The organism is Micromonospora sp. LOL_013 (assembly GCF_048060315.1).
GTDB lineage: Bacteria > Actinomycetota > Actinomycetes > Mycobacteriales > Micromonosporaceae > Micromonospora_E.
Window position 1 is genome coordinate 1 of the sequence record NZ_JBHMIQ010000021.1, and the last position, 13,000, is coordinate 13,000.

The following is a 13,000-nucleotide window of genomic DNA, read 5'->3' on the forward strand; positions in this document are numbered from 1 at the left end:
GCCGACCGGGCCACGCGGCACGAATACGGCCTCTCCCGCCTCCCGGTACGGCCCGAAGTCGTGCACCGCCACGTCCCGGCGGTCCAGATCGTGCCGCAGCAGCGCCGAGCCGCCCAGCGTGCCGGTACCGTCCTGCATGGCCACCGTGTACGCGTACCGGTAGGGGGTCGTCTTGCGCCGGTCGTCGATGCGCGGGAACTCCTGCGGAATGTCGTCGAGCTGTTCGGCCGCGACGGACCCGCCGGTCAGGTCGAGGGTCCAGCGCCACAGCGTCGGGGCGCACTCACCGGGTGTCCGGCGGTCCCGGTCGAAGACCCGCTCGTGCCGTACGACGTCGATCACGCACCGGTCGGCGGTCTCGAAAGCGTTCACCGGGTGAAAGACGTAGCACGGATCGACCTCGAACCAGCGCACGACCGGCCCAGCGGCGGCTCGGGGCAGCAGGCCGATCCGGGCCGGCCGACCAGTGGACCAGGCGTACGGGAAGCGGGATCCGGCGTGGGCCAGAGCCGGGTCGAAGGCGACCGGCAGGTCGAACAGCACGGTGTGCCGGTCGGTCAGGGCCACCGAGTGCATCAGCGGAGTGCCGGCCACCTCGATCCGGGTGCTGTGCCGCACCCGGCCGTCCACGCCGACGACCAGGTGTTCGACATAGGGCAGGTCGTGGTAGTAGGCGACGGCGAACAGCTCCCCGGTGACCGGGTCGGTCTCGGCGTGCGCGGTGAAGCCGTGCGGCAGGGTCGCGTCGAAGTCCATCCGGGCCACCGAGTCGAGCTCGCCGTCGAGCTCGATCGGCAGGACGCCGGCTTCGCCGAGCGCGAGGGTACGGCCGGCGTGCCGAATCACGTTGGCGTTGGCGTTGTCGCTCAGCCCGTGCCGGGGGCCGGGGATGGGGAGTTCACCGCGGGTACGGGCGACGCTGTCGCTGCGTACCCACCGGTTGCGGTACCACAGCGCCCGGCCGTGCCGCAGTCGCACGCCGTGCACCATGCCGTCGCCGACCAGCGGGTGTGCCCGAGGGTCGGGCCGGGTCGGGTTGGGGCCGATCCGGACCAGGCAGCCATCGAGTTCGGCGGGCAACCGACCGCTGACGACCAGGTCGGTGCCGGTCGTCTCGTGAGCGACGGGACGCCGGTTGTCCCGGCGGACGGTCGCGGGAGTCAGGGGTGAGTGGGTGACGACGCTCATCGGGGGCCTCCACCGGCCGTACACGACCTGGACGGCATCGTTACGCACCAGCGTTACGTTTCAAGGTTACGTAACAATGTTATGTCTTGACGGTACGCCGGACGTGAGAACATGTCAATGTGAGTCCGCGCCGGGTCGATCCGCAGCTGGCCGCCGCCCTGCTCGAAGCAGCCGCGCGGCTGCTGGCCGAAGGCGGCACGGCCGCGCTGACCACCCGCCGGCTGGCCGCCGAGGTCGGCACGTCGACCACCGTCGTCTACACCTACTACGGCGGGATGGACAACCTGGTCCGGGCGATGGTGCACGAGGGCTTCGCCCGGCTGCACCGGCGGATGGCGACCGTCCGAGCCACCAACGACGCCGTGGCCGACGTGATGGCGCTCGGGTACGCGTACCGCGCCAACGCCCTCGACCACCCGCAGCTCTACCTGGTCATGTTCGGCAGTTCGGCGCTCGGCGGGTTCTCCCTCGGCGAGGGTGACCGCCAGCACGGCCGGTACACCTTGGAGCCGCTGGTCGACGCCGTGTCCCGGGCCACCGAGCAGGGCCGGTTCCGGCCGGCCGATCCGCTGCTCGTCGGGCAGACCATGTGGATCGCGTTGCACGGTCTGGTCGCCCTCGAACTCGGCGGCTACCTGATCGACCCGTACGACGCCGACCTGTGCTTCGAGACCCAGTTGCGCTCGTTGATGGTGGGCGCCGGCGACAAACACGAAGCCACCATGATCTCGCTGGCCCGGGCCCGCCGACGCCGACCGCCACGGTCGGCGTCGGCGTCGGCACCGAGCCAGAAGGACAGCGCCCTGAGCAATACCGGAGAAGTAACACCCTGAGCAACGGCGGAGAAGCACCGCGAATTGGCAAATGTGATGCTCATCGGAGGACGTGAAGGTCCTGTGATGGATGCGCATCCATTCCTGTGAGGAACGCCCAGGATCGCCAACTCGACACTGCCGAAGGACGCCGCTGATGAACGAATTTGACTATCTGGTGGTCGGAGCCGGGTCCGCCGGAGCCGCACTCGCCGCCCGCCTGAGCGAGGACCCGCAGCGCAGGATACTGCTACTGGAGGCGGGTCCGGACTACGCCACAGTCGCCGAGACACCGGACGAGATCCTCGACGGCAGCGCCATGTCGATGTCCACGTACGACTGGCACTTCAAGGCCGAAATCACCGACCGCCGGCGCATCATCTTCCCGCGCGGGAAGCTGACCGGTGGATCGTCTGCTGTCGGCGCGACCATCGCCCTGCGTGGCACGCCGAACAACTTCGACGAATGGGCGTCGATGGGCAATCCGGCGTGGGCCTGGAACGAGGTCCTGCCGTACTACAAGCGACTCGAGAACGACCTGGACTTCGACAATGAGTACCACGGTCAGGGCGGTCCGATCCCGATCCGCCGGTGGCGGCCCGACGAGCTGGCCCCGGTGCAGCACGTCTTTCACGAAGCCGCTCTCAAGGCCGGCTTCCCCGACGTGGAGGACCACAACCACCCCGAGGCCACCGGGGTCGGTCCCATCCCGTCGAACCGCGACGACACCCGTACCCGGTTCTCCACCGCGATGGGCTACCTGGGCATGGCCCGCGGCCGGGCGAACCTGACCATCTACTCCGGGGCGCAGGTCAACCGGGTGCTGTTCACCGGAACCCGGGCGCACGGCGTGGAGGTCACCAACCCGGCCGGCGGCACCGAGGAGATCCACGCCCGCAACGTCGTACTGGCCGCCGGGGCGGTCAACTCGCCGGCGATCCTGATGCGCTCGGGCATCGGTCCGGCCGGCGATCTGCGCCGGCTCGGCATCGACGTGCTACTCGACCGTCCCGGGGTCGGCGGCACCCTGATCGACCACCCGCGCACCGGCGCGTTCATGGTGCCGAAGGATGGCACGTTCGACCCGCAGGGTGCCTTCCTGCAGACCATGGTGCGCACCACCGCACCGGGCTCGGACGAGTTCAACGACCTGCAGTACTACATGATCAATCACTTCGATCTGACGCTCTTCCCCGAGCTGCAGATGCTCGCCGCGGCGAAGACGATCTTCGGGGTGATGGTGGTGCACCAGCGGCCGCAGTCGAGGGGACGCCTGGTGCTCGCCTCGGCCGACCCGACTTCACCGCCGGACATCGACCTGAACTTCCTCGCCACCGAGCAGGACATCAAGATCCTGGTCGACGCGGTCCGCACCTGCTGGCAGCTGATGCAGACCCCGGGCATCGTCGACCGCGGCGACCGGTTTGTCGTCCTCGGCGAGGAGATGGTCTCCGACGACGACATCCTCGGCCACTACGTCCGACTCAGCCTGGACAGCGGCTACCACCCGGTGGGCACCACCCGGATGGGCACCGCCGACGACGCCGACGCGGTCGTCGACGAACGGCTGCGGGTGCACGGCACGGAGAACCTGTACGTGGGCGACGCCTCGGTCATGCCGTCGATCGTCAACTGCAACACCAACCTGACCTCGATCATGATCGGTGAGCGGCTCGCCGACTGGCTGACGGCCTCCTGACCGCCGACACCGACCGGGGTGATACGACATGCCCCGCGGGTAGCGCGCTACCCGCGGGGCATCACCGTCGGTACGGGATCAGGACAGTTTCTGCAGCCCGGCTCCGGTGAGCTCGTAGCCCGGCGCGACCGTCGCGGCGTCCGCCCGGACCAGGTCCACCATCGCGGCACCGGCGATCTGCGGGGTAAGCGGCGGCCCGATCCGGTTGACGAACTCCTCGGTCGACTTGCCGGCGCGGGCGGCGTACGCCCGTACGGCGGGCAGGCCCACCCCGGTCATCGGCGCGAACCTCGGCAGCACGGTGGTGAAGGTGATGTCCAGGCCGGCCCGCTTCGCCTCGTCCTGGGCGTAGCCGGTGATGTAGCGCTGAGTCGCCTTCGCGCCGGCGTAGCCGCCGCTGAGCGGCGATCCGCCAAGCACGGCACCGCTACTGATCACGATCACCCGGCTGCCGGGACGCAGCGGCTTGAGCAGCGCCTCGCGCAGCCAGTGGAAGGTGATCCGCACGTCGGTCTCCCAGTTGACCGAGAACGTCTCCCAGGTCTGCTCCTGCAGCGGGCGCATGTGCGGGGTGGCCCCGGCGACCAGGATCACGGCCTCCGGCTCGTACTGGTCGATCAGGGTGGCCGGGACGGTGGCTTCACCGGCGTCGGCGATCTCCGGCTGGATCGATCCGGCGCCGTTGGCCGGCACCGGGAAGTCCATCGCGGTACGGGCCACCGCGATCACCGGCGCACCGGCGTCGGCGAAGGCGGTGGCGACCCCGTGGCCCAGGCCCCGGCTCGCCCCGACCACGATCGTGGTCCGGCCAGACATGTCACTCATGGTTCCTCCTGTGTCAGATGACGGGGTGGCTGCTGGATGGCTGCTCCGGCCCGACGTTGCACCGGCCGGTGGTTGGTGGCCGGTCCGACGCGGAACGGCCGGGACAGGCCTACGGCTCCGGCTTCTGGCGAATCCACGGATTCGCCAGAAGCCGGAGCCGTTTCGCCCGAATCAGGGGCTACTTCTGGAACCTGGTGCCGTTCCACCAGTTGGTGCCCGGCACCGCCGCGTTCTCCGCGTCGTACCGGTCCTTGTGACGCCACCAGTCCCACGGGTGCTCGAGCTCGTCCTCGCGCCGGCCGAGGTGGGTGATGTCCAGATAGTTGTAGAAGTTCTTGAAGATCTCACCACCCCGGTCGAAGATCGAGTAGGTGAAGTAGACGTCGTCGCCGTCGCGGTAGAAGGCGCTGACGCCGGGCGACTCGCCCTGCTCTGTGGAGACCTCGTAGTCGTAGTTGAAGTCGCTGCCGAACGACGAGTACCAGGGCATCTCCCAGCCCATCCGGGCCTTGAACGCCTGGAAGTCGGCCAGCGGAGCCCGCGAGATCATCACGAAGGTGGTGTCCCGGGCCCACATGTGCGACAGCTCGCCGACGCTGTCGGCCTGCATCGAGCAGCCGATGCATCCCTCCTTGTCGCCTGGGGCGTACATGAAGTGCCGCACGACGAGCTGGCGGCGCCCCTCGAACAGGTCGAGCAGCGTCAGCGTGCCGTTCGGCCCCTCGAAGAGGTACTCCTTCTCCACCTTGACCATCGGGAGATTGCGGCGCTCTTGGGCAATCATGTCCCGCGCCTTGGTGACTTCCTTCTCTTTCTCCAGCAGCGCTGTGCGTGCCGCCAGCCATTCTTCTCTGGAGACAACTTGCGGAGAATTCATCAGATCTCCTCAGAACTTCGGCCGGAACCATCCATGGCCAGAGTGACAGGGAACGGGTCGCCGGGACTTCTCCCCGCTTGCCCGGCACCGACTACGAGCTGAACGTCCGCTCCTTCAGCCGTCGCCGCTCGATCTTGCCCACCGGGGTACGGGGAATCTGCTCGATGAACTCGATCTGCCGGATCTTCTTGTACGGCGCCACCCGTTCGGCGACGAACGCCATGAGCTCCTGCTCGGTGGTCGGCTCCTTGGCGACCACGAAGGCCTTCGGGATCTCGCTGGCCTCCTCGTCCGGCACGCCGATCACCGCCGCGTCCGCCACCTTCGGGTGGGTCATCAGGACCGCTTCGAGCTCGACCGGGGAGACCTGCTGGCCCTTGTACTTGATGAGCTCCTTGATCCGGTCGACGAGGAACAGCTCGCCGTCGTCGTCGAGGTAGCCGAGGTCACCGGTGTGCAGGAACCCGTCCGGCCGGAGCACCTTGCTGGTCACCTCGGCGGCGTTGAGGTACCCCTTCATCACGTGCGGACCCCGAATCAGGATCTCGCCCCGCTGGTGCGCACCGAGCTGCGCACCGGTGTTCACGTCGACGATCCGGCACTCGACATTGGGCGCTGTGCGGCCCACCGACGCAGGCACCAACGGCTCCTCGAGCTGCATGAACGACGTCATCGCCTCGGTGAGACCGTACCCCTGGGCGATGTGGCAGCCGAGCCGTTCTCGGCAGAGCCGGGCGATCTCGGGGTCGAGCGCGGCGCCGCCGGAGACGATCGACCGGACCGACGACAGGTCGTACCGGTCCGGCAGCGGGCTGCGGGCCAGCAGCACGGCGAGCGTGGGGACAATGTAGAGGCGGGTGATCCGGTGGTCGTGGATCGCCTTGACGTATCCTTCCGGGTCGAACCGCGGCATCGTCACGATCGTCGCGCCCTGCAGCAGGCTGGCGCTCATCACCATGATCAGACCGAACGCGTGGTGGAACGGCGGCATGGCGAGCACCTTCTCGTCTGCGCCGAGCGGCGTGACCGTCCTGGTCTGCAACACGGTCGCGACGATGTTGCGGTGGGTCAGCATCACCCCCTTGGGACGTCCGGTGCTGCCGCTGGAGTGCAGCAGCGCCGCGACGTCCTGCGCCGGGTCGATGGCCACCTCCGGCGCCGGTTCGTCGCTGAGCAGCTCGGACAGCGGCGTCGCTCCGTCCGCCTCGCCCATCACCACGATCTCCTCGATCTTGGTGCGGGCGGCCAGCGCCGCCGCCTTGGGCACCTCGGACGGTACGGTCACCAGCAGCTTCGCGCCGGCGTCGGTGAGGTGGCCGGCCAGATCGTCGGGCGTGTCGATCGGGTTGAGCACGACGACCGTGCCGCCGGCCAGCGACGCGGCGAGCACCACGATCGGGTACTCCGGCACGTTGGGCGCGAGCATCGCCAGCACGTCGCCCCGGCGCAAGCCACGGGCGTGCAGCCCGGCGGCCAGCCGACGCACCATCGAGGCCAGCTGGCGGTACGTGTAGCCGTCGCCACCGGCCACGTCGACCAGTGCCGTACGGTCGCCGTACTGTTCGGCGCGCTGCAGCACGAATGCCGGCAGCGACAGGTCCGGGATGTCGACCGTCATCGGCGTCGGGGCAGTGGTGGTCATGACTTCGCCTCCGCCCGGCTGTAGGTGCTCAGCCCTGGCTGGTAGGCGCGCTTCTCGAACTGCTTCAGCGCGACGTTGACCCACTCGTTGCCGCTGAGCCGGGACAGCTCCCAGAGCTTGGCCTGGTCGTAGTCAATGGCGGTCGGCAGGTCCATGGTGGTGGTGCGCTCGTAGACCTGCTTGGCCAGTTCCAGGGTGATCGGGTTCTTCTTGGCGATCTTCCGCACGATCCGGTCGGTCTCGGCGTCCAGCTGGTCGGCCGGCACCGCCTTGTTGACCAGGCCGTACTCCTGCGCCTGCTGGCCGGTCATGGTGTCGCCGGTCAGGATGTAGTAGAGCGCCTGCTTGCGGGGCAGATTGTGGGTGGCTGCCCAGGTCGCGCCGCCGGCCGGGAAGATTCCGAAGTTGATCTCCGAAAGGCCGAACAGAGCGGTTTCCGACGTCACGGCCAGGTCACAGAGGCCGGTGACCAGCAGGCCGCCGCCGAACGCGAACCCGTTGACCTTGGCGATGGTCACCGCCGGGAACGCCTTGAGCCGTTTGAACCAGGTCAACGCGACCAGGTTGGTCCGGTAGAACAGCTGCGGGTCGTCGAACGGCTGCAGGAAGCACTCCTCGAGGTCCATCCCGGCGCTGAAGCTGTCGCCGACGCCCGTCACCACGACCGCCTTGACGTTACCGGCCGCCTCGATCGTGTCGAGCGCCTGGTTCATGTCCCGGTGCATCTGCGGGTTCATCGCGTTCTTCTTGGCCGGGCGGTTCAGATAGATTGTGGCCACCGGGCCGTCCATCTCGAGGTTCACGGTTTCCAGCACCATCATCTCGGTTCCCTCTTTCCGGTCGGACAACGAAAATGTGCGCACATGGCCTTGGCCGCTCGGCCGTACAATCCGGATTTCGTCAGTGCAGCCTCCGGTAGGCCCGCCGCGGTACGAGCATCACAAGTAGAGAACCGCAGCGCTTCTTTGGTGTTGCCTTGCACAACTGACCGCCGGTCGGCCTGCTACGACAGGCTCCGGTCGCACGGCCTGTCGAATATTGCCCACAACGACGGTCTACGATCGACCGCCCGGGCCCGGCGTGACAGGTCGCGCCACAGCCAAGGAGTGAGCATTCTCGAAGACGACAGCAGCCGCGTGGTCGTCGAGGATCGTTGAGCAGTGACAGCGGCGCCAGGACGGCCAGCAGGCCGGCCCGACCCCCGTGGTGATCCCTGCGCCAGGACTACCGCAAGCCCGCCCGATCCGGCTCCTCATTCACCCGCCCGCTCCAGGATCCGCAACTGACCTGGGCATACTCAACATCGCACGATCATCTGACGAGAACCACTCAGGTTGTGCAACCCGTGGGTTGCGCAACCTGGGGTGACGTGCAACCATGAGGTGGCAATCAACGACGAAGTTCAGGAGTCACCGATGAGCGAAGATCGGATCGAGCGGGAGACCTTGATCGCGGCGCCGATGGAGCGGGTCTGGTCGCTGGTGGCCGAACCCGGCTTCTGGGTGGCCGACGAGGCGACGGTGGCCGGCACTGTGGCGAAGGAGGGCGAGTCCATGACGGCTCGCAACCCCGAGTACGGTGACTTCCCGGTCCGGGTGGAGAAGGTCCAGCCACCTACCTACGTGGCGTACCGCTGGGCCAGCGCGTTCCCCGGCGAGGAGTTGCGGGAGGACAACAGCACCCTGGTCGAGTTCACCCTGACCGCCGAGGGCGACAAGACCCGGCTCCGCGTGGTGGAGAGCGGCTTCGCCGCGCTGGCCGTTTCCGAGGAGCAGCGCAGCGAGGCTCTGAAGAACAACGACAGCGGTTGGCCCCAGGTCTTCGACGGGTTCAAGAAGCGCGCCGAGGCATCTGTGTGACGCCAGAACGTCGTGGCGAAGCCGAGTTCGTCGACAGTGTTCTCGTTGCGCTGGCCGACGCGACTCGGCGGCATCTCCTCGACCTGCTGGCCGCACAGGGCGAGCTCACTGCGACGACCCTTGCCAAACAGCTGCCTGTCTCGCGACAGGCGGTGGTCAAGCATCTCGCCGTCCTGAACGCCGCCGGGCTGGTTTCGGGCAGCCGGGTGGGTCGCGAGGTGCGGTACGCCGTGCATCCGGCCGCGCTGGACGCGACCGTGCGGTGGATGGCCGCCGTCGCGACCGACTGGGACCGGCGACTGGCCAACATCAGACGGGCCGCCGAATCGGCCGATCAGAAGTCGGACTGACCCGGTGAGCATGCTGCATCGCTGGTTGCGCTGACCGACCGGCACGAGCACCAGTCATCCCTTGCCGACGGGTACGACGTCGTGTAGCGCGTGGCGCGCGTACCCGTCGGCGAATCTCGAATTCATGCGCCTATGACCGGTCGTGGCCGCCTCGCGATGGAAAACATTGTCAACGGACACCGAACACGGGATGAAATTCCTGTCTGGCGCTATCTGTCACGACGGCCAAAACGGGCCAGCGTGGGCAAGTAAGAAGTGGAAAAAGCACGTTCCGGAAGGGAGGATTCTTCGTTGGAACCACTCAGCGTGACCAAGAAGGAAGGTGCACCGTGAGCAACGAACAATCCGCCACCGGCCAGGACGTGACGAGCGGTATCCGTCACCGCGTCGTACAGACCAACGGCATCCAGATGCACATTGCCGAGCAGGGCGACGGTCCGCTGGTCGTGCTGCTGCACGGCTTTCCGGAGTCGTGGTACTCGTGGCGTCACCAGATTCCAGCGCTGGCCGCCGCCGGATACCACGTCGTCGCCCCCGACCTACGCGGGTACGGCCAGACCGACCTGCCGACCGCCGTGGAGCAGTACTCCCAGCTGCACCTGGTCGGCGACGTGATCGGCCTGCTCGACGCGCTGGAGGAGCAGCAGGCCGTGCTGGTCGCCCACGACTTCGGCACCTCGGTGGCGTGGAACGCCGCACTGATGCGGCCCGACCGAGTTCGTGGCGTCGTCTCGCTCAGCGTGCCCTACCTGCCGCGTGGTCCGGTCAGCGCGCTGACCGGGATGCGCGGAGCGTTGGGCGACGGCTTCTACATGCAGTATCTGCAGCAGCCCGGTATCGCCGAGGCCGAGCTGGAGCAGAACGTGCGGTCCTCCCTGACTCGCATCTTCCACTGGGGCTTCGGCAACTCCCCACAGGCAGCGGGGCCCACCATGCCGGTGGTGCCGACCGGCGGCAAGCTGTTCGACCTGATGCCCGAACCGGCGGCGCTGCCCGGTTGGCTGACCGAGACCGACCTCGACCACTACACGGCCGAGTTCAGCCGGACCGGCTTCACCGGGGGCCTGAACTGGTGGCGGACGATCGACCTGAGCTGGGAGCTGACCGCACCGTGGCAGGGAGCGCCCGTGACGGTACCGGCGTTGTACGTCCACGGTGACCGGGACGGAAGCATCCAGCTGCCGGGGATGGACCAGTTGATTCCCAACCTGAAGTACCTGGTACCCGGTCTGACCAGCACCACCGTGCTGCCTGGCGTCGGGCACTGGACGCAGCAGGAGGCACCTGAGGAGGTCAACGCGGAGCTGCTGAAGTTCCTCGCCGGCCTGTAGCAACACCGCGACGCAAACCCGGTCCACGCTCTCCGGACCTGCGCTGACAAACGGCGTGCGCCGCCGAGTCATCTGGCCAGTCCGGAGAGCGTGCTGATCGTCGGCAACATCGGTCTTTCGAGGAAGGGATCACATCTTGACTACCGAAACATCCCCGCCACTACAGTTCAGTAGCCGGCAGCGGTTGATCATGCTGGTTCTACTGGCCGCCGCCTTCGTATTCGCTGCCGACTACTCGATCCTGAATGTCGCGCTACCCGAGGTCGGCGCAGGCGTCGGGTTGGGGTTGACCGGGCTGCCCTGGATCGTCTCCGCCTACACGCTGCCTGCGGCCGGCTTCATGCTCCTGTTCGGTCGGATGGCGGATCTGTTCGGTCGCCGTCGGCTGTTCCTGTCCGGCATCGTGCTGCTCGCCGGCGCGTCACTGCTCGGCGGTTTCGCGACGAACCCCGAGATGCTGCTGGCCGCTCGGGCGCTACAGGGCACCGCGACCGCGATGGCCGTCCCAGCGGCGCTTTCGCTCATCACCACCTCGTTCACCGAGGGTGGCATGCGGGAGCGGGCGCTCGGTCTCAACGGCGCCATCCTGTCGGGTGGCTTCACGGCGGGGGCGCTTCTCGGCGGCTCCCTCGTCAGCCTGCTGAGCTGGCGGGCCGCGTTCTTCGTCAACGTCCCGATCGCGGCGGCCATCCTGGTGGTCACCCCGATGCTGATCAAGGAAAGCCGGATTCCCGACCGGGTCAAGCTCGACGTCCCGGGCGCGGTCACCATGACCGCCGGTCTGCTGGCCGTGGTCTACGCCGTCATGGAGAAGAACATCATCTGGGGCGTCGTCGGCCTGCTGCTGCTGGTCGCGTTCTGGATGGTCGAGAGCCGTTCGTCCGCGCCTCTGGTGCCGGTCCGCTTCCTCAAGCGGCCCACCGTCAAATGGGGCAACTACGCCGGTCTGGTGATCTTCTCCATGGAGACCGGCATGATCTTCCTGATGACGCTCTACCTGCAGAATGTTCTGAACTTCTCGCCGGTGACCACGGGACTCGCCTTCGGCGTGCCCGGCCTGGCCGCGGTCGCCGCAGGGCCGATCGCCGGACGCATCCTCGGTCGGTACGGTAGCCGGGGTGTCCTTAGTGTGGGCTTGGCCCTGCAGGGCCTGCTGATCCTGCCGTTGGCCTTCCTGGGTACCGACCGGCTGGCTCTGCTGATCCTGATCCCCGCGCTGTTCATCGGCTTCTTCGTACACGTCACGTGCATCGTTTCGTACACGGTGGTCGGCACCTCCGGTCTGCCCAACGAGGAGCAGGGTCTGGCCACCGGCCTGACCTCGATGACCCAGCAGGTGGCACTTACCATCGGCGCTCCGATCATGGTCTCAATCGCCGCCACGCAGAGCGTGGAGCTGACCGGAATTCAGCTGGCGTTGGGCGTGAACGTCGCCGTGACACTGGCTAGTGTGGTCCTCATCTGGTTCGGACTACGCCCGCGCGGAGGTGACGGCGAGACTACAGTGGCGGAGACACCCGCGGAGCAGACCTCCGGCCAAAAGCTGGCTGCGTCTGTGGACTGAGTCACCACGTCGGTGGACTGAGTCCGCCGCGCGGAATGCCGTCACCAAAGGCAAGTCGACCCGGCCCGTACGCGCACCTGGCATCCCCGGCTGATGACGACGAAGGCTTCGCACCCGACGACAAAGGAGATTTGTCATGCTCACACCCAAACTAAGCAGCATCCTGCTCGGCACCACCCGCCCCGCCGAGCTGAAGGAGTGGTACCGCAAGGCACTCGCCCCGGACTACAACGGTGAGGGCCCGATCAACCTCGGCGGTTTCCTCCTGGTCATCGAGAACCGCGACGACGTCGACGCGAAGAACAACGAACCGGGTCGCATGATTCTCAACTTCCACGTCGACGACTTCGACGCTATGGAGGCTCAGCTGCGAGCCGCCGGCGTCGAGTGGCTCTCCCCTGTCGCCGACCGCCCCTCCGGCCGCTTCGGGACGTTCACCGACCCTGACGGCAACTACCTGCAGATCATCCAGTTCAAGTAGGACGACGAGCGCGTCCTGCCCTTACCGGACCCGTGCCCGGCCAGCCTCCCCGTTCGCTGGCCGGGCACGCCGCTGTCCAGGGCATACGCCGGGCGAAGCGAATTTGTCCGGAGCGTCCGGATCTGTCGCCTACCCTTGCCTGCCTGAGGATCGTAGGTCCGTCCGCGATGTGGAGATCCAGGGACAGGGCTGCGGGCAGGACCGTCGGGCAGTCGGCTGAGAGCCAGTCGAGCTGTGGGGTACAGGTCCGCCGATGTCCGCCTCGCTCTCACCGGTATACGCACCTGCGGCATCACCTCATCGGCGGTCCCGGGGAAGCCCGGGAACTGGCCAGACAGATCGCTGACCTGCCCGCCGGTCCCGCTGCCCGAC

12 protein-coding genes are annotated in these 13,000 nt (G+C 67.6%); 7 read left to right on the top strand and 5 right to left on the bottom strand.

Features of this window, described 5'->3' with window-relative positions:
- Positions 1-1,188 (bottom strand): carotenoid oxygenase family protein (locus ACFHWS_RS15450; protein WP_416568412.1); only part of this gene is annotated, 1,188 nt, incomplete at its 3' end.
- A 119-nt stretch (positions 1,189-1,307) separates the two neighbouring features.
- Here ACFHWS_RS15450 and ACFHWS_RS15455 point away from each other — a divergent pair.
- Positions 1,308-2,021: a TetR-like C-terminal domain-containing protein gene (locus ACFHWS_RS15455; protein WP_416568413.1), complete on the top strand. Its 714-nt coding sequence runs from the start codon at positions 1,308-1,310 to the stop codon at positions 2,019-2,021.
- 136 nt (positions 2,022-2,157) lie between these two features.
- Complete coding sequence (locus ACFHWS_RS15460; protein WP_416568414.1) at positions 2,158-3,699, top strand: GMC family oxidoreductase; 1,542 nt, start codon at positions 2,158-2,160, stop codon at positions 3,697-3,699.
- Positions 3,700-3,777: 78 nt separating this feature from the next.
- Here ACFHWS_RS15460 and ACFHWS_RS15465 read toward each other — a convergent pair whose 3' ends face one another.
- The 4 genes from ACFHWS_RS15465 to ACFHWS_RS15480 all read right to left on the bottom strand — a co-directional run bounded on the left by ACFHWS_RS15465 (position 3,778) and on the right by ACFHWS_RS15480 (position 7,864).
- On the bottom strand, positions 3,778-4,524 hold the full coding sequence (locus tag ACFHWS_RS15465) for an SDR family NAD(P)-dependent oxidoreductase (RefSeq protein WP_416568415.1): 747 nt from the start codon (positions 4,522-4,524) through the stop codon (positions 3,778-3,780).
- A 178-nt stretch (positions 4,525-4,702) separates the two neighbouring features.
- Positions 4,703-5,401 carry a DUF899 domain-containing protein gene (locus ACFHWS_RS15470; RefSeq protein WP_416568416.1) on the bottom strand — a complete coding sequence of 233 codons (699 nt, stop codon included), beginning with the start codon at positions 5,399-5,401 and terminating at the stop codon, positions 4,703-4,705.
- Between the two features lie 91 nt (positions 5,402-5,492).
- Positions 5,493-7,043, bottom strand: a complete 1,551-nt coding sequence (locus ACFHWS_RS15475) for an AMP-binding protein (RefSeq protein ID WP_416568417.1) — start codon at positions 7,041-7,043, stop codon at positions 5,493-5,495.
- Positions 7,040-7,864, bottom strand: a complete 825-nt coding sequence (locus tag ACFHWS_RS15480) for a p-hydroxycinnamoyl CoA hydratase/lyase (protein ID WP_282233749.1) — start codon at positions 7,862-7,864, stop codon at positions 7,040-7,042. Before ACFHWS_RS15480 ends, ACFHWS_RS15475 begins: the two co-directional genes overlap by 4 nt.
- 594 nt (positions 7,865-8,458) lie before the next feature.
- Between ACFHWS_RS15480 and ACFHWS_RS15485 the strand changes: the two genes are divergently transcribed.
- The 5 genes from ACFHWS_RS15485 to ACFHWS_RS15505 all read left to right on the top strand — a co-directional run bounded on the left by ACFHWS_RS15485 (position 8,459) and on the right by ACFHWS_RS15505 (position 12,628).
- Entirely contained in the window at positions 8,459-8,902 is a 444-nt protein-coding gene (locus ACFHWS_RS15485; RefSeq protein ID WP_282233748.1) for an SRPBCC domain-containing protein, read from the top strand.
- Positions 8,899-9,252: an ArsR/SmtB family transcription factor gene (locus ACFHWS_RS15490; RefSeq protein WP_416568418.1), complete on the top strand. Its 354-nt coding sequence runs from the start codon at positions 8,899-8,901 to the stop codon at positions 9,250-9,252. Before ACFHWS_RS15485 ends, ACFHWS_RS15490 begins: the two co-directional genes overlap by 4 nt.
- Before the next feature lie 329 nt (positions 9,253-9,581).
- Positions 9,582-10,583: an alpha/beta fold hydrolase gene (locus tag ACFHWS_RS15495; RefSeq protein ID WP_416568419.1), complete on the top strand. Its 1,002-nt coding sequence runs from the start codon at positions 9,582-9,584 to the stop codon at positions 10,581-10,583.
- A 136-nt stretch (positions 10,584-10,719) separates the two neighbouring features.
- Positions 10,720-12,147 (top strand): MFS transporter, encoded by a 1,428-nt coding sequence (locus ACFHWS_RS15500; protein WP_282233745.1) that lies wholly within the window; start codon positions 10,720-10,722, stop codon positions 12,145-12,147.
- A gap of 136 nt (positions 12,148-12,283) precedes the next feature.
- A complete protein-coding gene (locus tag ACFHWS_RS15505) occupies positions 12,284-12,628 on the top strand; it encodes a VOC family protein (RefSeq protein ID WP_282233744.1) in 345 nt (114 codons plus the stop codon).
- Positions 12,629-13,000: the final 372 nt, after the last annotated feature.